The organism is Methylomagnum ishizawai, assembly GCF_019670005.1.
Lineage (GTDB): Bacteria > Pseudomonadota > Gammaproteobacteria > Methylococcales > Methylococcaceae > Methylomagnum > Methylomagnum ishizawai.
This window is the reverse complement of sequence record NZ_AP019783.1, coordinates 4,564,820-4,584,857: the sequence shown is the minus strand read 5'-3', so window position 1 is coordinate 4,584,857 and position 20,038 is coordinate 4,564,820. Positions and strand designations below refer to the sequence as shown.

20 protein-coding genes are annotated in these 20,038 nt (G+C 66.4%); 11 read left to right on the top strand and 9 right to left on the bottom strand.

Annotation, left to right across the window (positions count from 1 at the left end):
* Positions 1-5: 5 nt before the first annotated feature.
* The 5 genes from fliM (at position 6) to K5658_RS20700 (ending at position 3,356) form a co-directional block, all read left to right on the top strand.
* Entirely contained in the window at positions 6-1,013 is a 1,008-nt protein-coding gene (gene fliM / locus K5658_RS20720; protein WP_221064936.1) for a flagellar motor switch protein FliM, read from the top strand.
* 189 nt (positions 1,014-1,202) lie between these two features.
* Positions 1,203-1,520 carry a flagellar motor switch protein FliN gene (gene fliN / locus K5658_RS20715; protein ID WP_246628668.1) on the top strand — a complete coding sequence of 106 codons (318 nt, stop codon included), beginning with the start codon at positions 1,203-1,205 and terminating at the stop codon, positions 1,518-1,520.
* Positions 1,517-1,933, top strand: coding sequence for a flagellar biosynthetic protein FliO (gene fliO / locus K5658_RS20710; protein ID WP_221064935.1), 417 nt, complete (start codon positions 1,517-1,519; stop codon positions 1,931-1,933). The genes fliN and fliO overlap by 4 nt, the downstream gene beginning before the upstream one ends.
* On the top strand, positions 1,930-2,694 hold the full coding sequence (gene fliP, locus K5658_RS20705) for a flagellar type III secretion system pore protein FliP (protein WP_425515890.1): 765 nt from the start codon (positions 1,930-1,932) through the stop codon (positions 2,692-2,694). Before fliO ends, fliP begins: the two co-directional genes overlap by 4 nt.
* 23 nt (positions 2,695-2,717) lie before the next feature.
* A complete protein-coding gene (locus K5658_RS20700; protein ID WP_221064934.1) occupies positions 2,718-3,356 on the top strand; it encodes a DUF4241 domain-containing protein in 639 nt (212 codons plus the stop codon).
* Positions 3,357-3,360: 4 nt separating this feature from the next.
* Here the strand turns inward: K5658_RS20700 and K5658_RS20695 are convergent, their stop codons facing one another.
* The 5 genes from K5658_RS20695 to pcnB all read right to left on the bottom strand — a co-directional run bounded on the left by K5658_RS20695 (position 3,361) and on the right by pcnB (position 8,984).
* The gene (locus tag K5658_RS20695) at positions 3,361-4,761 is read right to left on the bottom strand and encodes an efflux RND transporter periplasmic adaptor subunit (protein ID WP_221064933.1); all 1,401 of its coding nucleotides are present in this window, start codon (positions 4,759-4,761) and stop codon (positions 3,361-3,363) included.
* A complete protein-coding gene (locus K5658_RS20690) occupies positions 4,758-6,053 on the bottom strand; it encodes a TolC family protein (RefSeq protein WP_221064932.1) in 1,296 nt (431 codons plus the stop codon). Before K5658_RS20690 ends, K5658_RS20695 begins: the two co-directional genes overlap by 4 nt.
* Before the next feature lie 199 nt (positions 6,054-6,252).
* A complete protein-coding gene (gene panB / locus K5658_RS20685; protein WP_221064931.1) occupies positions 6,253-7,050 on the bottom strand; it encodes a 3-methyl-2-oxobutanoate hydroxymethyltransferase in 798 nt (265 codons plus the stop codon).
* Complete coding sequence (gene folK, locus K5658_RS20680) at positions 7,043-7,567, bottom strand: 2-amino-4-hydroxy-6-hydroxymethyldihydropteridine diphosphokinase (protein ID WP_221064930.1); 525 nt, start codon at positions 7,565-7,567, stop codon at positions 7,043-7,045. The genes panB and folK overlap by 8 nt, the downstream gene beginning before the upstream one ends.
* Positions 7,545-8,984 carry a polynucleotide adenylyltransferase PcnB gene (pcnB, locus tag K5658_RS20675; RefSeq protein ID WP_221064929.1) on the bottom strand — a complete coding sequence of 480 codons (1,440 nt, stop codon included), beginning with the start codon at positions 8,982-8,984 and terminating at the stop codon, positions 7,545-7,547. Before pcnB ends, folK begins: the two co-directional genes overlap by 23 nt.
* 126 nt (positions 8,985-9,110) lie before the next feature.
* Here pcnB and K5658_RS20670 point away from each other — a divergent pair, with 126 nt between their 5' ends.
* On the top strand, positions 9,111-9,311 hold the full coding sequence (locus K5658_RS20670; protein WP_221064928.1) for a hypothetical protein: 201 nt from the start codon (positions 9,111-9,113) through the stop codon (positions 9,309-9,311).
* Between the two features lie 88 nt (positions 9,312-9,399).
* A complete protein-coding gene (locus K5658_RS20665; RefSeq protein ID WP_221064927.1) occupies positions 9,400-9,882 on the top strand; it encodes an FKBP-type peptidyl-prolyl cis-trans isomerase in 483 nt (160 codons plus the stop codon).
* 41 nt (positions 9,883-9,923) lie between these two features.
* Here the strand turns inward: K5658_RS20665 and rimO are convergent, their stop codons facing one another.
* Both rimO and msrP read right to left on the bottom strand, forming a co-directional pair.
* On the bottom strand, positions 9,924-11,237 hold the full coding sequence (rimO, locus tag K5658_RS20660; protein WP_221064926.1) for a 30S ribosomal protein S12 methylthiotransferase RimO: 1,314 nt from the start codon (positions 11,235-11,237) through the stop codon (positions 9,924-9,926).
* Positions 11,238-11,383: 146 nt separating this feature from the next.
* Positions 11,384-12,316 (bottom strand): protein-methionine-sulfoxide reductase catalytic subunit MsrP, encoded by a 933-nt coding sequence (gene msrP, locus K5658_RS20655; RefSeq protein WP_221064925.1) that lies wholly within the window; start codon positions 12,314-12,316, stop codon positions 11,384-11,386.
* Positions 12,317-12,547: 231 nt separating this feature from the next.
* Here msrP and K5658_RS20650 point away from each other — a divergent pair, with 231 nt between their 5' ends.
* The 4 genes from K5658_RS20650 (at position 12,548) to K5658_RS20635 (ending at position 17,611) form a co-directional block, all read left to right on the top strand.
* Positions 12,548-13,705, top strand: a complete 1,158-nt coding sequence (locus K5658_RS20650; protein ID WP_246628525.1) for a lytic transglycosylase domain-containing protein — start codon at positions 12,548-12,550, stop codon at positions 13,703-13,705.
* 294 nt (positions 13,706-13,999) lie between these two features.
* On the top strand, positions 14,000-16,297 hold the full coding sequence (locus tag K5658_RS20645) for a glycoside hydrolase family 15 protein (RefSeq protein WP_221064924.1): 2,298 nt from the start codon (positions 14,000-14,002) through the stop codon (positions 16,295-16,297).
* Positions 16,298-16,430: 133 nt separating this feature from the next.
* A complete protein-coding gene (locus K5658_RS20640) occupies positions 16,431-17,009 on the top strand; it encodes a sigma-70 family RNA polymerase sigma factor (RefSeq protein ID WP_221064923.1) in 579 nt (192 codons plus the stop codon).
* On the top strand, positions 17,006-17,611 hold the full coding sequence (locus K5658_RS20635; RefSeq protein ID WP_221064922.1) for a cupin domain-containing protein: 606 nt from the start codon (positions 17,006-17,008) through the stop codon (positions 17,609-17,611). Before K5658_RS20640 ends, K5658_RS20635 begins: the two co-directional genes overlap by 4 nt.
* 75 nt (positions 17,612-17,686) lie before the next feature.
* Here K5658_RS20635 and K5658_RS20630 read toward each other — a convergent pair whose 3' ends face one another.
* Positions 17,687-18,817, bottom strand: coding sequence for a HupE/UreJ family protein (locus K5658_RS20630; RefSeq protein ID WP_221064921.1), 1,131 nt, complete (start codon positions 18,815-18,817; stop codon positions 17,687-17,689).
* A complete protein-coding gene (locus K5658_RS20625) occupies positions 18,814-19,983 on the bottom strand; it encodes a hypothetical protein (protein ID WP_221064920.1) in 1,170 nt (389 codons plus the stop codon). The genes K5658_RS20630 and K5658_RS20625 overlap by 4 nt, the downstream gene beginning before the upstream one ends.
* Positions 19,984-20,038: the final 55 nt, after the last annotated feature.

The following is a 20,038-nucleotide window of genomic DNA, read 5'->3' as shown; positions in this document are numbered from 1 at the left end:
CCGCCATGGCCGTCCATGATTTATTGACCCAGGAAGAAATCGACGCGCTCTTGCATGGCGTGGACGATGGCGAGATCAAGACCGAGTCGGATACCGGCTACACCCGCGGCGAGGTGCGGCCTTTCGATTTCACCAGCCAGGACCGCATCGTCCGGGGCCGGATGCCGACCCTGGAAATGGTCAACGACCGCTTCGTGCGCCATTTCCGGGTCAGCCTGTTCAATATGTTGCGGCGCTCCTCCGAGATTTCGGTGTCGGGGGTGCAGGTGTTGAAGTTCTCGGAATACGTCCACAGCCTGTTCGTGCCCAGCAACCTCAACGTGGTCCGCATGAACCCCCTGCGCGGACGGGCCTTGCTGGTGATCGAGCCGACCTTGGTGTTCACCGCCGTGGACAACTTCTTCGGCGGCACCGGGCAGTTCTACAACAAGATCGAGGGCCGCGAATTCACCCCCACCGAGATGCGGATCATCCGCATCATCCTGGATTTGATCTTCAAGGACATGAAGGAAGCCTGGGCCCCGGTCATGCCCATCGATTTCGAATACCTGGGCTCCGAGGTCAACCCGCAATTCGCCAATATCGTCAGCCCGACCGAGGTGGTGGTGGTTTCGACCATCCATATCGAACTCGAAGGCGGCGGCGGCGATTTGCATATGACCATGCCGTACTCCATGATCGAGCCGATCCGGGAATTATTGGACGCCGGCATCCAGGGCGACCGCGGCGAGGATGTCGATGGCCGTTGGCGCTCGGCCCTGCACGCCGAAATCCTGGGGGCCGAACTCGAGATGCACAGCCTCCTGGTGGAAAAGGAACTGGTGCTGGAAGACCTGTTGCATTTCAAGCCCGGCGATGTGATCCCGGTGGAACTGCCAGAGACCGTCACCGTCATCATCGAGGATATCCCGGTGTTCCGGGCCAAGCTGGGCGTCTCCAAGGGCTATTACGCGGTGCAGATATTGGAGAAGGTGGCCCGGCAGCCGGAGGCGGACCGGGGCGTGTTGATCTAGGGTGTGCCGGGCCATGCCCGGTGGTGAGGAAAGCGAACGATGAGCGAGAACGATCTGGGATTCGACGATCCCCTCGACGGCGCGGGCGACGGGGCGGGCGATAATTTCGCCGACGATTGGGCGGCGGCGATGCAGGAACAGCAGGCCTTGGCCGACCGCATCGCGAGCGCCCCCAAGATCGCCCAACCCATGCGGGCCGAGTTCGACGACTTGGTGCCGCCGCCCACGGTCGAGGCGAAGTCGGAGGATGTCAACCTCGACGTGCTATTGGACGTGCCCGTGACCATCGCCATGGAAATAGGCCGTACCCGCATCAATATCCGCAATCTGCTGCAACTGACCCAAGGCTCGGTGGTGGAACTGGACCGGCTGGCGGGCGAACCCATGGACGTGATGGTGAACGGCACCTTGATCGCCCATGGCGAGGTGGTGGTGGTGAACGACAAGTTCGGCATCCGCCTGACCGATGTGGTCAGTCCCGCCGAACGGGTGAAGAAGCTGCGATGAAAAGACGGGCGGCGCTGGGCTGGACGCTGTGGCCGCTGGCGGCATGGGCCGAAACCCCGGCCCCCGCCGTGCCCGCCGTGAACCTCGGGCAATGGCTGTCCGCCTTGGTCCTGGTGCTGGGATTGATTTTCCTCGGCGCTTGGCTGCTGCGGCGCTTGGGCAGTTTTTCGCGGCTGGCGCCGGGGCGGTTCCGGGTGCTGGCGGCGGTGTCGCTGGGGGCGCGGGAGCGGGCGGTGTTGTTGCAGGCGGGCGGCAAGCAATTGGTGTTGGGCGTCGCGCCGGGCCGGGTGGAAACCCTGTGCGTGCTGGAAGGGACCGACTCGATCCCGGTCGAAGAAGCCCCGCCGCCACCGGAGGCCGCCGGCCTGTTCGCCCAGCGGCTGGCGGAATTGTTGAACCGGAAGCGACCTTGAAAGCGCGGCATCCGCTCCGGGGACTCGGCTGGGGCTGGCTGCTGGCCGGCGGGGTGTTCTTCGCCGTCGCCGCGCAGGCCGCGCCCGGCATCGACGCCGTGACCGTGACCAATAACCCACAGGGCGGGCAATCCTACACGGTCAGCCTGCAAATCCTGGTGCTGATGACGGCCTTGAGCTTGTTGCCATCGTTGCTGCTGGGCATGACCTCGTTCACCCGCATCATGGTGGTCATGGCGATCCTGCGCCAAGCCCTGGGCACCGGCCAGACCCCGAGCAACCAAGTCCTGCTGGGGATTTCGCTGTTCCTGACGCTGTTCACCATGCTGCCGGTGTTCGAGCAGGTCCACGACCAAGCCTACCAGCCCTATATCCAAGAAAAGATCACGCCCGAGCAGGCGGTGGAGCGGGCCGGGGTGCCGTTCCGCCAGTTCATGCTGCGCCAGACGCGGGAAACCGACCTCGAAATGTTCGTCCGCGTTTCCGGCAAGACCATCGACACGCCGGAGGAAACCCCGTTCTCGCTGTTGATCCCGGCCTTCATGATCAGCGAGTTGAAGACCGCCTTCCAGATCGGATTCTTGTTGTTCCTGCCCTTCCTCATCATCGATCTGGTGGTGGCGACGGTGTTGATGTCCATGGGCATGATGATGCTCTCGCCCATGGTGATTTCGCTGCCGTTCAAGCTGATGCTGTTCGTGTTGGTGGATGGCTGGTCCTTGGTGGTGGAGACCTTGGCGGCGAGTTTCTATGTGACGTAGGCGGTTCAACGGAGCGTGGGTTTATGAGCTACCAATTATCGGATTCCCAGGTCGGCGCGGCGTTCGCGGAGCGTCCGTTGAACGTCGATGGCAAGGAATACGGCTTCGAAGTCGTCGGCATCGGGTTGTTGACGGTGGCCTCGGGCCGGGTCGCCGCGTCGGACCCGTTCGTCGATCCCGCGCCCCCGGCGTTCACCCGCGCGGTGCCGCCGGGCAACTACCCGGTCCAATTGGCCATCGCGCGGCTCCCCGACGGCGACGAACGGGTCGCGTTCGCCCGGCTGGTGTTCCAAGCCGATGGGCATATCGAGCGTTGGGAAATGGCGGTGGTCGCCGGGCAGGAGGTGGCGATGCTGCAAGAGGAAGGCTATTTCGGCTACGGCGTGGATGCCGGGACGGGCTGCTTCATGGATGTGGAAGCGGGCCGCCACCTATCGTCCAGCATGGATATCGATCCCGATTATTTCGAAGAACTCCTCGATATGATGGACGCGACCTATAAGCACACCCGGTCGTGGCTGGTGTTCACGCCCAGCTCCGCTTCCCCCTGCAATATCGCCTGCTTTTCCAGCGGCTGGGGCGATGGGCTCTATCCCTCGTTCTTCGGGCTCGACCGGGACGGCCAAGCGGTGGCCTTGGTGACGGATTTCCTGGTTTTCTAGCCGCCTAAGGCGCTTCCCGCGGCGCGGCGAAGCCCTCCAAGGCCGATTTCAGATTGCTCTCGGCATCGATCAGGAAGTTCGCGCCCACCACCACCGATTCGCCCTCGCGCAAGCCTTCCAACACTTCGACCGCGTCCTCGCCGCGCAGGCCCAGCCGCACGGGGCGCGGCTCGAACCGTCCTTCCCCCAGGTCCACCAGGACCACCCGGCGCTTGCCGCTTTCCAGCACCGCCGAGTGCGGCACCACCAGCGCCTTGTGCGCCCGCGTGGCGATTTCGAGGTGGGCGAACATCATGGGTTTCAGCCAGCCTTGCGGGTTGGGGAATTCCACCCGGACCCGCGCCGTGCGGGTGGCGGAATCGAGCATGGGATAGATGAAACCCACCCGCCCCCGGAATTCCCGCTCGGGATAGGCGTCGAGCCGGGCCGTCACCGCCTGTCCCAGCGCGACCCGGCCAATGTCCTGCTCGTAGACCTGGGCGATCACCCAGACTTCCGAGAGGTCGGCGATCTTGAACAAGGTTTCCCCGGCCATGGCCCTGGCCCCGGCGACCGCCGTTTTTTCCATCACCACGCCGGTGGCGGGCGAACGCACCACCAGGGTACGCCGGACTTGGCCGCGCTGGGCGAGTTCGGCCAGTTCGGCCTCGGAAATACCCCAGTTGCGTAGGCGGTCCAGGCTGTTCTCCGCCATGTCGCGCATCCCGGAGCGGATCCAGTCCTGGCTTCGATCCAGCGCGGCCTGGGCGTTGCGGGCGGTCAGATATTCGCGCTGGGCCGAGACCAGCTCCGGGCTGTAAAGCTCGAACAAGGGCTGGCCGCGGGTTACGGCCTGGCCGGTGGTATTGACATGGAGCTGTTCGATATAGCCCTCGAAGCGCAGGGCGACGGCGTATAAGCGGCGCTCGTCGGCCTCGACCGTGCCGACGCTGTGGACCACCTGGGCCAGTTCCGCCCCAACGGCCCGCGCCGTTTTCACGCCGAGCCTCTGGATTTTTTCCGGGGCGATGCGGAGGACGGCGGAGTCCGCGCCGGGCCGGGCCGCGTCCCCGTCGGCATAGACCGGGAGGTAATCCATGCCCATGGCGTCTTTCTTGGGCACGGGCGAGGTGTCCGGCTGGCCCATGGGATGGCGGTAATGCAGGATTGTGCGCGGTTGCTCCGCGGACGGCGGGGCGGGGGCTTCGGCATAGACCGGCACATAATCCATGCCCATCTCGTCCTTGGCGGGCACGGGCGAGGTCGCCGCCGGATTCATGGGATGGCGGTAGAACAAGGGTTTCCGCTCCGCCTGCGCGGCGACCGGCGTGGGTTGCGGGACTTGCCGCCGCGCCCACCAGCCACCACCCACCGCGCCCAGCGTCCCGGCCAGCACAGCCGTCCACAACAAAGCCGCCCGGCTCATGGCTCCGCCTCGTCGCCGGCCACGGCCATCAGCTTGGCGAGGGATTGCCGGGCTTCGGCCAAGGCTTGCCAATAGCGCAGCCGGGTCTCGAACCAGGCGTTCTCGGCCCGGATCACGGCCTGGAAATCGGTTTTGCCCACCTGATAGGCGTTCAGCGCGGCGATCACGGTTTGTTCGGCCAGGGGCAGGATATCGCGCTGGTACAGGCCGAATTGCTCGCGGTTGCCCCGGTATTCGGCCAGCCCGGCGGCGAGTTCGGCTTCGATCTTGCGCTCGGCCTCCTCCAGGGCATAGCGTTCCTTCAACAGTTCGCTATTGCGTTGATCGACCATCGAAGCTTGCTTGCTGCCCGCGTAGATCGGGAGGTTCAGGCTCAGGCGGAAACTGGCGAAGTCGCTGCGGCTTTGGCCCGTGGGCGTGCTTTGGCGGAAGGCGTAGCCCGCGCCCAGGGTGAAATCCGGGTAGAACTCGCGCTCCGCCAATGCCACCCGGCTGCGGGCGGCATCGACGCGCTTGCGGCCCTGGTCCAGCACGGGCCGGTTATGCTCGGCCAGGGCCGCCAGATCGGCCCCGGTGTGGAGGTCAGGCAGTTGGGTGTCGATCTCCTCGGGCAGGCGGATAGCGGTGTCGGCGGGCCGGTTGAGCAAGGCGTTGAGGCGGGCGATTTCGCTCCGGTGCATCCCGATATGCTGGGCGCGTTCCTGGCCGAGCTTGGCGAGTTCCAGGCGGGCTTCCAGCACATCCTGCTGCAAGCCTTCGCCGACCCGATAGCGGGTATCGGCGATGTCCACCACCTGCTTCAGGAGTTGCTCGGTGTCGGCGATGATGAGCAAGGCATGGTGCATATAGGCCAATCGCCACCAACGGCTACGCACCTCGCGGGCCAGCCGTAAACGGGCTTCCGCCACCGTGTGCGCCGCCGCTTCGGCCTCGAAGGCGGCGGCTTGTTCCCTGAGCGCCAGCTTGCCGGGAAACGGCAGGGTCTGGCTGATGCCGACCTCCAGCATGGTCATATCCTCCTGATGGAGGTTGAAACCGGAGGCGGTGGGCAGGTTCAGCGCCTCGAAGCTCAGCGTGGGATCGGGCAGGCTGCCTTCCTGGGCCGGGACGGCGGCCAGGGCGGCGGCGCGGGCCTTGATCTGGGCCAGGTTGGGATTGCCGTCCAGGGCGATGCCTACGGCGCGTTCGGCGGTGAGGACGGGTTCCTCGGCCTGGACGGCGAGCGCCGCTAGGCACAAGGCCAGCGCCGGGGCCAAGCGGGTTCTGCGGGATAGGTGCGGTTGGGCTGGCACGCGGGGTCCGGGGCTGAGGGGGGCTTGGACCTTAGCACAGGCGCGGGCGGCTGGCGATGGGCTGGGCCACGCAGTACCGGAACGGATGTGCCCGTTCCCAAGCCCGGCTTGGGAACGCGGGTTTGGAAACCCTGCTTCCAGGCCGCGGCAAGCGGAACTTGCGGGATGGGATTCAGGAATCAGCGGTGTGGTCGCGCCGTTAGAAACTATGCTCCGGGCCGGGAAACCGCCCCTCCCGCACCTCGGCCACATAGCGCCGCACCGCCCCGGCGACGCCGTCCGCGCCCGCGAGGAAGTCCTTGGAGAACTTGGGGCGGTTGCCCGGCGTGATGCCCAGCATGTCGTAGCAGACCAGGATTTGGCCGTCGCAAGCGGGACCGGCCCCGATGCCGATGGTGGGGATCGACAACGCGGCGGTGATTTCCCCGGCCAGCGCCGCCGGGATGCATTCCAGCACCAGCATGCCGGCACCGGCCTCTTGCAGCAGGATGGCGTCTTCGAGCATGGTCTGGGCGGCACGCTCGTCGCGCCCTTGCACCAGATAGCCGCCCAGCTTATGCACCGATTGCGGCAGCAACCCGAGATGGGCGCAGACCGGAATATCCTGCTCGGCCAGGGCGCGGATGACTTCCAGGCGCTTGCGCCCGCCTTCCAGCTTCACCATCTGCACGCCCGCCTCGCGCACCAACCGGGCTGCGCTGTCCAGCGCCTGCCCCACGCTGGAATAAGACATGAACGGCAAGTCCGCCGCCAACACCGCCCGCCGCGTGCCCCGCGCCGCGCAGGCCGCGTGGTATACCATCTGGTCCAGGGTCACGGGCAGGGTGCCGGGATGGCCCTGCACCACCATTCCCAGGGAATCGCCGACCAGGATCAAATCCACCCCTGCCGCGTCCATCACGGCGGCGAAGGCGGCGTCGTAGGCGGTGAGGGTGGCGATTTTTTGCCCACGCGCCTTCATGGCGAGCAGGGCGGGCAGGGTCAGTGGTTTATCCATGGCGTTCCTCCTCGATCCGGGTCAAGCCGCGCAAAGGACAATGCCGCGCCAATTCGGACAGCGGACCCAAACCCGGAATTTCCAAACCGGGGGCGATTTCCAGCAAGGGATAGAGTACGAATTCGCGTTCGGCCAAGCCCGGATGGGGCACGGCGAGGCGGTCGCACGCCAAGGCTTGCTGACCATAGAGTAACAGGTCCAAATCCAGGGTCCGCGGCCCCCAACGCTCGCCGACACCGCGCACCCGTCCGAACCGGGCCTCCACTGCCTGCAATTCGCGCAGCAACTCCAAGGGGGCCAGGCTCGTGGTGATCGCCATCACGGCGTTCACGTACTCGGGTTGATCCTGCGGACCCATCGGGGCGCTCTGGTATAGGCTGGAAAACGCCGTCTCGCGGACGCCGGGTATGGCCGCGACCTCGCGCCGCGCCGCCCTCAGGCGTTCGACGGGGTCGCCCAGGTTGCCGCCGAAGCCGATATAGGCGAGGACGGGTTCAAGGGGTTGGGGTTGAGGCATCCTGTTTACGCGATTTGGCGCGGTTCCGTCGCTTGCGGGGTTTGGAACGGGCCGAAGCCTGACGGCGACCGGTGCGGGTCATGGCTTTTTGCTCGGCTTCGGAGGCGGTTTGGAAGCGGGTCCACCAATCGGCGAGGTCGGGGTCGGCCTCGCCGGTCGCGGCCCGCAACACCAGGAAATCGTAGGCGGCGCGGAACCGCGGATGGCCGAGCATACGGAAGGCGCGGCCCGTGGTGTTTTCCAGCCGCGGCTGCAAGGACCACAGTTCGCGGATGGGCAGGGTGAGGGTGCGTGGGATGGCGACGCGCTGGACCTGGCGGGCGATGACCTCGCCGGCGGCGTCCTGGTAGGCCAGCAGCGGGTTCTGGCCGCCCGCGACCAGGGATTCGGCCCGCGCCCGCGTCGGTTCCCACAGCAGGGCCGCGAACAGGAAATAGGGCGTGACCGGCTTGCCCGCGCCGATGCGCTGGTCGGTGTTCTCCAGGGATTTCGCCAGGAAGGTCAAAGGGAAGCCTTCCGGCTCCCGCCCCAGGCAGCGCTCGGTGTCGGGGAACAGGGCGGCGAATAGACCGTGCTGGCGCAATTGTTCGAAGGTCTGCACGGCGTAGCCGCCCAGGAACAGCTTGAGCATTTCGTCGTAGAGCCGGGCGGGCGGGATTTCGCCGAGCAAGCGGGCCAGCCGGGGGATGGGTTCGGCGCAATCGGGATGGATGCTGAAGCCCAGCTTGACCGCGAAGCGCACGGCCCTGAGCATCCGCACCGGGTCTTCGCGGTAGCGTTGTTCGGGGTCGTCGCCGATCAAGCGCAGGATGGCGGCCTTGTGGTCGTCCATGCCGCCGACATAATCGACCACCGAGAAATCCTCGATGTTGTAATACAGGGCGTTGACGGTGAAATCGCGGCGGAAGGCGTCGTCCTCGATGTTGCCGTAGGCGTTGTCGCGGAGGATGCGGCCATTGGCGTGGACATGGGCGCCTTGGGAATCCTCGCCGCTCCTGCTGCGGAAGGTCGCCACCTCGACGATCTCGTCGCCGAAATAGACATGGGCCAGCCGGAACCTACGCCCCACCAAGCGGCAATTGCGGAACACCTCGCGCACTTCCTCGGGCCGGGCGTCGGTCACCACGTCGAAATCCTTGGGTTCGCGCCCCAGCAGCAAGTCGCGCACGCAACCGCCCACCAGATAGGCTTGATAGCCGGATTGGCGCAAACGGCCCAAGACCTTGAGCGCGTTGTCGCTGATATGGCTGCGCGAGATGATATGCTCGGGACGCGGATAGACCCTGGGCCAGGTCGGCGCCACGGGCTGGGGTTCCGGCTCGGGTCGCGGCGGTGGCGGGGGGCTGAACAGCTTTTTGACGAAGTCGATGATTGCCAGAGGAGTAACGCGCTGGTGGGAACGGCAGGAAGGGGGCATATTACCCTAGCCCGCCGACCCGCTCAACGCATCTTTGGAACCAACGGTGGCCGCCCCCCCGGATAATCCCGGCCCAGGGGAGGCGCCAAGCCTGGACAGACCGCCTCATCTTGGGAGGATAGCGCCATGATCGAAAACGGGTTCGAGTCGATCAACCATTTCCTGCACACCCATCCGCATTGGATCGCGTATTTGGGCCTCTTATTGCGCCTGAAATGCGGGTTGCTCACCGTGCTGATGGGTTATTTCCTCTATCGGGTCTATACCGAACCCGCCCCGGCCCCGCCCCGGCGCGAATCCCGGTCCGATACCCATTTCCTGGCCTGAAAACCGCTTCCCGTCACGGGAAAACGCTGTTTAGCCGGGGGAAAACCCGTTATGATGAAATTTTAACTTTCAAATCAAGGAATTTCCCATGCGGATCGCGACCCAAAAGGTGGTGCATATCCACTACACCCTGACCAACGACGAGGGCGAAGTCCTCGATTCCTCCCGCGACCACGGCCCCTTGGCCTATCTGCATGGCGCGGGGAACATCATTCCGGGCCTGGAAGACGCCCTGACCGACCGTGTGGTCGGCGACACCTTCAAGATCACCATCGCGCCCGAGAATGCCTATGGCCTCCGCGACGACGACCTGGTGCAATCGGTGCCGAAGAGCGCGTTCCAGGGCGTCGATGAAATCCTGCCGGGGATGCAGTTCCAGGCCCAATCCCCGGAAGGACTGCAACTCCTGACCGTCCTCGGCGTGGACGAGGACGAGGTCATCCTGGATGGCAACCATCCCATGGCCGGCATCGCCCTCACCTTCGATGTGGAAGTCACCGACATCCGCGACGCCACCGCCGAAGAACTCGACCATGGCCATGTCCATGGTGCCGGTGGCCATCACCACTGAGCCCGCCCGCATGGACGGCCCCCGGGCCGTCCGCCGCCGCCCTAGCCGTCGAGATGCGCCCACATATCGTGTTCGTCGGCCTCCTCGATCACCACCTCGACGAATTCGCCGACCTTGAGCTGGGTCGCGCCATCGATGAACACCTGCCCATCGATTTCCGGCGCGTCGGCCCGGCTGCGGGCGACCGCGCCTTCTTCCACCACCTCGTCGATCAACACGGTTTCCCGGCCCCCGACCCTTTGCTGTAGGCGCTCGGCGCTGATGCGCTCCTGCACTTCCATGAAGCGGGCCAGCCGGTCCTGCTTGACCGCTTCCGGCACCGGGTCGGGCAAGGTGTTGGCGGCGGCCCCCTCCACCGGCGAATAGGCGAAGCCGCCCACCCGGTCGAGTTGGGCTTCCTCCAGGAAATCCAGCAATTCCTCGAATTCCTCCTCGGTCTCGCCGGGAAAGCCGACGATGAAAGTGCTACGCAAGCTCAGGTCCGGGCACAGGCCGCGCCAGCGCTCGATCCGCATCAGCACATCTTCCGCCGCCGCCGGGCGTTTCATCAGCCTGAGGATACGCGGGTTGGCGTGCTGGAACGGGATATCCAGATAGGGCAGGATTTTCCCCTCGGCCATCAGCGGAATCACCTCGTCCACATGCGGGTAAGGGTAGACATAATGCAGCCGCACCCACACGCCCAATCCACCCAGCGCCTGGGCGAGATCGTGGAAGCGGGTCTTGAGCGGCTTGCCGCCCCAGAAGTCGGTGCGGTATTTCAGATCGACGCCATAGGCGCTGGTGTCCTGCGACACCACCAGCAATTCCTTCACCCCGGCGGCGACCAGGCGTTCGGCCTCGCCCATCACCTCGCCGATGGGGCGGCTGGCCAGATCGCCGCGCAATGACGGGATGATGCAGAACGAGCAGCGGTGGTTGCAGCCTTCGGAAATCTTGAGATAGGCGTAATGGCGCGGGGTGAGCTTGATGCCCTCCGGCGGCACCAGATCGACGAAGGGAGGGTGCGGCGGCGGCAGATGCTCATGCACGGTCCCGACCACGGCCTCGTAGGCATGGGCTCCGGTGATGCCGAGGACTTGCGGATGGCGGGCGCGGATTTCGTCGGCCCGCTCGCCCAGGCAGCCGGTGACGATGACCTTGCCGTTCTCGGCCAGGGCTTCGCCGATGGCGTCCAAGGATTCCTCGACGGCGGCGTCGATGAAACCGCAGGTATTGACCACCACCAGGTCGGCGTCTTGATAGGTGGGCGAAAGCTCGTAGCCCTCGGCGCGGAGCTGGGTGAGGATGCGTTCGCTATCGACCAGGGCTTTGGGGCAACCGAGGCTGACGAATCCGATGCGGGGTGTTTTCATGGGCGTGGGATACGGAGGGAAAAGGGCGGCTATTCTAGCCCGCCGCCCGGACGGAACGCAGTGCAATCCGGGGCTATCCGCCCTGGGGCGGGTTTCCAAGCCCCGCTTGGGAACCCGTGCCGAAGACAGCCCCGACGCCGAACGGATCAGAAATATTTCTTCAAGTCCATCCCGCCATACAGCGGGGCGACCTGTTCGGCATAGCCATTGAACGGCAAGCTGGGGCGCTTCAAGAACTCGCCGATGCGGCGTTCCTTGGCCTGGCTCCAGCGCGGATGGTCCACCGCCGGGTTGACGTTGGCGTAGAACCCATATTCGCCCGGCGCGGCGTCGTTCCAGGTGGTGCGGGGCTGCTGCTCGACCAGCCTGATCCTGACGATGGACTTGGCGCTCTTGAAGCCATATTTCCACGGCACCACGATCCGCACCGGGGCGCCGTTCTGATTGGGCAGGATTTCGCCGTAGAGTCCCACCGTCAGCAAGGTCAAGGGATGCATGGCCTCGTCCATGCGCAAGCCTTCCCGGTAGGGCCAATCCAGGACGCGGGTGCGTTGCCCCGGCATTTGGGCGGCGTCTTGCAGCGTGGTGAATTCCACGAACTTGGCATTGCCGGTCGGTTCCACCCGCTTGAGCAATTCCGCCAAGGGAAACCCCACCCAAGGCACGACCATCGACCACGCCTCCACGCAGCGCAGCCGGTAGATGCGTTCCTCCAAGGGCGCCATTTTCAGGATATCCTCGATATCGAAGGCTTGGGCCTTGTGGACCTCGCCCTCCACGGCGATGGTCCAAGGCCGGGTTTTCAGGCCGCCGGCGTATTTGGCCGGGTCTTCCTTGGCCGTGCCGAATTCGTAGAAATTGTTATAGGTGGTGACGGATTCGTAGGGGGTGGGCGGGTCGTCCACGGTGTACTGGCTCTTCCTGATCCCGGCGAGGGGAAGGCCCGCCGCGAAAGCCGGAGGCAGTGCCGCCAGCGCCGTGGCACCCAGCGCCATTTGCAGGAAGCGCCTGCGGTCGTGGAACAGTTCCGGGGGAGTGATTTCCGAAGATCGGATGTCGGGGGGGCGTTGGATCAACATGGGGGTCGGGCCTCGGGGCTGGAGGGGAATGGGGCGCTTTAGGACGATTGGGACAACAACCGGGTGGCGTGAGTTTCCCATGGCCGTGGCGGCTCCACCAAAAGGGCGCGACAAGCCCCGCCCCGGCGGTCGGCGCTGGCATCCACCCGCGGATTCCCGCCGGGCCACCGGCCCCTTCCGTAATTTACCGCCCGCCGGGCAAGCACTAGAATTATCCCGACGAGTCACCGGTTGATCGGCGTTTCCACGCGGGGCATCCGGTTCGACCGGGATCGCCTCCGGGCGCTACGCATCATCAGCCCCGCCTGGGTCTTCCAGGACGGGGATACACCGGGAACCCCCATGCTTTCCGCTTATCTACGCCACGGCCTCCTGCCGACGCTGCTGCTGTTGCTGGCCGCTTGCGGCCATCAAACCCCCGCGCCCAAACCCAGCCCGGTCGGCATCCTCCACCCCCCCAATCCCTACCGCGCCCTGCCCGACCACACCCGCCATTCCGGCGTCTTCCCCAGGCCCGCCGCGCTGGAAGCCCAGGTGGCGTTCTGGCGCAATGTCTATGCGACCTGGGGGCGTGCGGTGGTGGTCATCCACGACGACCGCTATCTCGACACCGTCTACGAAGTGCTGGAATTCCCCACCGTCGGGGAAAGCCTCACCGCCGACCAGAAAGCCTGGGTCGCCAACCGCCGGAGCTATTGGCAGGACCGCCTGTATACCCTGGAAAGCAAGCTCGACACCGGCGCGGCCCTGGACGCGGAAGACCGCGCCACCGCCGCCCTGCTGACCGGCGGCCAGCGCCGCGACCTCCGCGCCGTGGCCCACAACGCCGCCAAGCGCGTCCGCTCCCAACGCGGGATGCGCGAGCGCTTCCTGCGCGGCCTGGAAATCGGTACCCGCTACGAGGCGCGGTTCCGCAAGATTTTCCGCGACAACGGCCTGCCCGAGGAACTGGCCTACCTGCCCCATGTGGAATCCTCGTTCCAGGCGGCGGCGCGGTCCTCGGCGGGGGCGGTCGGCATCTGGCAGTTCACCAAGGGCGCGGCGGAGAAATTCATGCCCATGAACGGTGCCGCCGACCCCCGGCTCGATCCCATCGCCTCCACCCAGGGCGCGGCGCGTTACCTGAAATACGCCTATGCCAATATCGGCAATTGGCCGATGGCGATCACCTCCTACAACCACGGCATCAACGGCATGAAACGCGCCCGTGGCCGCTACGGCCATGATTTCATGCGCATGGTGGAGGAATACGACAGCCCCTTGTTCGGTTTCGCTTCGCGCAATTATTACGCCGAATTCCTGGCCGCCCGCGAAATCGCCAGCCAGCCCGAGCGTTATTTCTCGGAACTGGCACCGGGTATCCAGTCCCCGGACGCAAACCAACCCTAGGATGGGTCCATGGGTTGACGAATCCCGTCCTGGATCGAGCCCCCCTCTATCGTGGTGGATTGTATCGGCGATACAAGCCGATACAGAGTGGGTTTGACCGGACCCGGATTAATACAGGATTATCTTGGCCCTGCCGTCGTCTGCACCTACGGTGGGTTTAGGCCGGTTCCAGCCCCCCCTTTGGAACCGGCTTTTTCATGCCCGTAGCCCCCTGGCGGTTTACCGCCACGCCCTGGTCAAATCCCGCCCATCTTCCCTATCCTTGCCCTACCCGCGGCTTCCCCAACGATCACCATGTCTGCATCCTCCCTCCGTTGTTTCCTGGTTTTGGCGGCGCTTTCGCTCGATACCGCCACTGGAGCCACCCCGTCCAACGCCGCCGCCGAAGCCGCCGCCCGGTTGGCTCCACGCGGCCACTACCCCAAATATTTCCTGGGCGAGCAAAGCTATTTCACCGTGGTCGGTGCCGCCGCGGGCGACCGGGAAGGCTTGCTGAACGAGGAGGGGGCTTTGGAAGTGGACCGGACGGCGTTTTCCATCGAGCCGTTTTTGTACACCCAAGACGGATTGACGACCTGGAACGAGGCCGCGCCCAGCCCCTCCCTGGCGCTGGGCTATCTGCCGGTGCCCTCGGTGGCTTGGCGGGGGCGGAATATCGCCCTGGATATCACCGCCTACGCGACAGACGGCCCGCAAGCCGCGCTCTATGCCCGCTACCGGGTCGAAAACACCGGCCCGGACGCCCGACGGGTGAAGCTCTGGTTGGCGCTGCGGCCTTTCCAGGTCAATCCGCCCTGGCAATCCTTGAACCTGACCGGCGGCGTGGCCCCGATCCACGCGATCCGGCGGGAAGGGCCGTTGATCCGGGTCGATGCGCGGACCGTGGTGGCGCTGACGCCGCCCGATCAGTTCGGGACCCTGGCCGGGGATGCGCTGGTCCGTACCTTGGCGCAAGGCAAGCTTCCCCGTGGTGGAAAGGTCCACGACCCCAAGGGCCAAGCCTCCGCCGTCCTCGAATACGATCTCGACCTACCGCCCGGCGCGGCGCGGGACATCTATCTCGCCGTGCCGGACCTAAATCCGGACGCCTTCGCCAATGCGGCCCAGGTCCGGTCGGGCCGGGGCGGGGATTTCGCCCGTGCCGCCCTGCAAGCCAGCCTGGACGGTTGGCAAGCCCAGTTGTCCCGCGTCGAATTGCTCGGCCCGCCCGCGGCCCGCGGCCTGCTCGACGCCGTGCGCAGCAACCTCGCCTATCTCTTCGTCAACCGCGACGGCCCGGCGCTATTCCCCGGTAGCCGCACCTATGCCCGCGGTTGGATCCGGGATTCCACCGTGATGGCCTCGGCCCTGCTGGGCATGGGCTACCCGGACACCGTGCGGCGTTTCCTGGCATGGTATGCCGGGTTCCAATACCCGGACGGCAAGATTCCCTGTTGCGTGGACAGCCATGGCGCGGACCCCACTCCGGAGAACGACAGCCCCGGCGAATTCATCCACGCGGTCTACGAATACCAGCACTACACCCACGACCTGGGTTTGGTGCGCGGCCTGTGGCCCCAACTGGTCAAGACCGTGGCGTATATCGAAGCCTTGCGGGCCCAGCGCCTGACCCCGGAATATCGGACGCCCGACCGGCAAGCCTTTTACGGCCTGTTGCCGGAATCCATCAGCCACGAGGGCTATTCGGCCCGTCCGGTGCATTCGTTCTGGGATGATTTCTGGGCCTTGCGCGGGCTGGACGACGCCGCCGAACTGGCGCGGCGCTTGGACGCCCCGGAAGCCGCCCATTTCGCCGCCTTGCGCGATGCTTTCCGGGCCGACGTCTACGCGGCGCTGAAACTCACGATGGCCCGGCGCAATATCGGCTATTTGCCGGGTTCGGTGGAACTCGGGGATTTCGATTCCAACGCCACGGCCATGATCGTGAACCTGGGCCGGGAACTCCCGAACCTGCCGCAAGACGCCTTGCGCCAGACCTTCGACGAATACTGGGCCTATTTCCAGAAGCGCCGGGCCGGTCAATTGGACTGGGACGCCTATACCCCCTACGAGGTGCGGACGGTCGAGGCGCTGGTGCGGTTGGGCCGCCGGAGGCAGGCGTTGGCCGTGCTGGGTTTCCTCATGGCCGGCCAGCGCCCCAAGGCGTGGAACCATTGGGCCGAAGTGGTCTGGCGCGACCCCACAGCGCCCAAGTTCATCGGCGACATGCCCCATGCCTGGATCGGCGCGGAATTCGTGAAGGCGGTGCGTAGCCTTTACGTTTACGAGCGCGACAGTGACCAAGCGCTGGTGCTGGCAGCGGGCATCCCCAAGGACTGGCTGGAAAGCGAAAGCGGCGTGGGCGTGCGGCGCTTGCCGACCGGGTTCGGCGTCCTCGACTACACCCTCAAGCGCGGCGGCGATGGGACATTGCGCCTCACGCTCGGCGGCGATCTGACCGTGCCGCCCGGCAAGATCGTGGTCCGGCCACCGCTGGACCGGCCCGTGCGGGCGGTATGGATCAATGGCCGGCCCAGTCCGGCCTTCACGGCGGACGCGGTGACGGTCGGGGAATGGCCGGCGGAGGTGCGGATCGAAACCGGCGGACCGTGAAGCGCCGGGATAGCGTCGCGGCGTCGCATTCCGGCCTCCCGCCTTGACTTACACTAGGCCGACCGCATCGGCCCGCCGGATTCCACATCCAACCGGCCACCGCGTCCGTAACCTTTATCCAAGGAGAACGCACTTGCCGGAACCACGCCCCGACGCCGAACTCCACGCTTGGCTGGCGGCCATCGCCCAGGGCGACGAGGCCGCGTTCACCGCGTTCTACGACGCCACCAGCGGCAAGGTCCACGGTTTGATCCAATATATCCTGAAAGACGAAGCCCTCGCGGAGGAAACCACCCTGGACACCTACCTGCAAGTCTGGCGCGACGCCGGCAGTTATAGCGCATCGCGGGGTTCGCCCTGGGCCTGGCTCATCCTGCTCGCCCGCAGCCGGGCCATCGACCGCCTGCGTTCGCACCGGGCCAACACCGCGCCCCTGGACGACGAGCCTTCGGAGTCGCTGCCCGACCCCCACCAGGTCCCGCCCGAGGAGCAAGCCGCCGCCGACCAGCGCCAAGCCCTGGTGCGGAATTGTCTGGAACAATTGCCGCCGGTCCAACGCCAATTACTGGCGCTGGCCTTCTTCCAGGGCTTGAGCCATAGCGAGATCGCCGAATATAGCCGCTTGCCGCTGGGCACGGTCAAAACCCATATCCGCCAAGGGCTGGGCCGGCTGGGCGAACTGCTTGGCGGGCGGGAGGACGGGCTGTTATGAGCGATATCACCGACGATTGGGTCGGTCTGGCCGCGCTGCACGCGCTGGGTTTATTGGACGGGGAGGAGCGCTCGCGCTTCGAGTCCCGCTTGCAAGACGACGCCGCCGCCCGCGACGAACTGGTCCGGTTGGCCGAAGCCGCCGCCGCGCTGGGCGGACTCGCGCCCGAGTCGTCGCCGCCGCCGCGCCTGAAACAACGGCTGTTGTCGGCCATCCGCGCCGAAGCGGCCCCGCCGCCCGCCCAGGTGGCACTGAGTCCCGGCATCGCCGTCGTCTTCGCCGGGCGCATGGATTGGCAAGAGACCGGATTGCCCGGCATCCGGGTGAAAACCTTGCACTTCGACGCGGCCCGCAACTACGCCAGCAATCTGGTGAGCATGGCGGCGGGCAGTGTCTACCCTAGCCATTGGCACGCCCAGACCGAGGAGCTTTTGATGCTGTCCGGCAATATCACCCTGTCCGGGCACCGGCTCGGCCCCGGCGATTATTGCCGCGCCGACCCCGGCACCTTGCACGAGGAAGTCCATGCCGAGACCGATTGCACCTTCTTGGCCCTGGTCGGGTTGGACAATCAGTTCCGGCCCGCGCCCGCGCCAAGCTGAAGCCTCCCGCGGGGGTTCCCAAGTGGAACTTGGAAACCCCCGCGGGAGGCTATGCATTGCCAAAACCGAAATGCTCTAACTTTGGAAGGATAAAAGCTTGAGATCGAAGCCGCGCTCCACCAGCCACACACCGGCCAATAGCGCGATGGCGGCGGACCCCCAGCGCAAAGCCGCAGGCGGATACCAGGGCGAGCGGCTCAGGCCATAGGCCAGGGGCAGGAACCCGGCCACCAAGACCAATTGCCCTGCCTCCACCCCCAGGTTGAACCCCGCCAAACCCACCAAGCGCAACGCCGGGGACAGGCCCAGGTCCAGCAGCACACTGGCGAAACCCAGCCCATGCACCAAGCCGAACAAGAACGCCAACCGCGCCCGCCGCCCATGGAGCAGCGGGAAGATATTGTTCAAGGCGGCGGCGACCACCGAGGCGGCGATGGCCGCTTCCACCCAACGCGCAGGCAGGGCCAGATACCCCAGCGCCGCAAGGCTCAAGGTCAGGGAATGGGCCAGGGTGAAGGCGGTGACGATCCGCACCGCGTCCCACAGCGCGTCGCGGAACCTTGGCGCGGGCCGCCACGCCCCCGCCTCGCGCACCAGCACGGCGGGCAGCAACAGGCTCAACAAAAACAGGAGATGGTCGTAGCCGGTCCAGATATGCCAAATCCCTTCCTCCACATACTGGACGAAGCCCCGCCAGGGCGCGGACCCGGCCTCGAATACCTGCCGCGCCGCCGTGGGCGCGAACACCGCCGTCTGCGTGGTTCCATCCGCCGTCAGCCGCAGCAAGCCCCGGTGTTGCGGGTCCAGGTCGAACAACAGCCGGTATTCCACCGTCAGTCGCTCCGGTCCGGCGGCGCAACGGGCGGCGAAACCCAGCACGGCATAAGCCCCGTCGCTATGGTGGTCCACCCGCATTTCTCCCGGTGCCAAGGGGCAAGGCCCGCCGCCGGATTCCAGCTTGAGCCGGGCCAGGGCATAGGACTGGACCGCCGCCGCCCGGCTGCGCAGCTCGCCCCAGGTGATCGCGCCATCGTCGTCGCCATCCAAGCCCACGGCCTCGTCCAGATCGCGCAAAGCGATATCCCAGCGCCCGGCGACACCCGCCGCCGTGGTTTCCAAGCTCAGATAGCTATCGCTGGCCTTATGGGCCAGGGCGGCGGCGGCGACCAGCCAGAGCGCCAATACCCAAGCCATAAGCCGGATCATCGGGTACCTCCCGCCAGGGCGGCGACCAGGGGCGCGAGCCGGACATCCTGGAGTCCGCTACGCGCCAGGAAATCCAACACGGGCCGGGCCGCTTCCGGTTGTCCCGCCGCCTGGGCCGCTTCCAGCAAGGCCCGCGCATCGCGGGGTTCGCGCTGGGCCGACCAATTGGCCTGGGCCAGCCGCAGCGCCGCCGCCGGATCGTGGCCGATCCGCAGGGCATAGCGCGATTCCTCGCCCAGATGGCTGGCATCGCCCCGCGCCTGGTTGGCGGCGTAGCGGGCCGCGAGGTCCGCCGCATGGCCCGCGAAACCGGGACGCCCTAGGCGCTGTTCGGCCAAGACCAGCCGTAATAGCAAGCCATCGGCGCGGACCTGATCCTCCAGCAATCCGACCACTTCGGCGGGCCGGTCGTGGTCCAGCAGGAAATCGGCATAGGCCGCCCATAGATAAGGACTGCGCCGCCCCAGGCCCAAAGCGGCGCGGTAATCCGCCTCGGCCTCGTCGGCATGGCCCAGGCGCTCGGCCATTTCGGCCAAGGTGGTCCGTGCCCACAATAATTCGTCCCGATCCTCCGCGCCGCTATCCGCTACCGCCGCCCGCAGCTGTCGATAGGCGGCTTCCCCGCGCCCGGCGAGGCTGGACACCGAACCCAGGCACACCGCCGCGCCCAGGGATGCGTCCAAGCCCGCCAAGGCCCAGCAACTCCGCAGCGCCGCCGGATAATCGCCTTGCACCTCCTGGATCGCGGCGCGGGTCAGCCAAGCCTGGGCCGAGTGGGGATCGCGCCGTAGCGCCGCGTCCAGGTCGCGCAGCGCCGCCGCGAAATCATGGCGGTTTTGCAGCAAGGTCGCCCGCAATACCCACGCCTCGGGCGGCGGGTCGGGCCGTTCCAGCCAAGGCGTCAATACCGCCTCGGCATGGCCGTAATAACGCGGGTCGGCCTCGGCCCGGCCCAGGGCGATATAACGCCGCGCCAAGGCCAAGGCCGGTCCAGGCCCGCCCGGCTGCGCGGCCAGTTCCGCCCGCGCCCGGCGCAATTCGCGGCGCTCGGTCCCGGCCACCGGCAGGCGTTCCAGCACCACGGCATCCTCCACGGGGATATAAGGCTCCGCCGCCGCGCCCAGGCCGTGCAGCGCCAAGACTAGGCACACACTCCTCCATCGCATCGCGCTTCCTCCTTTGGGAAAACGGGTCCGCGCCGCGCTGGCGCGGACCCCGCCC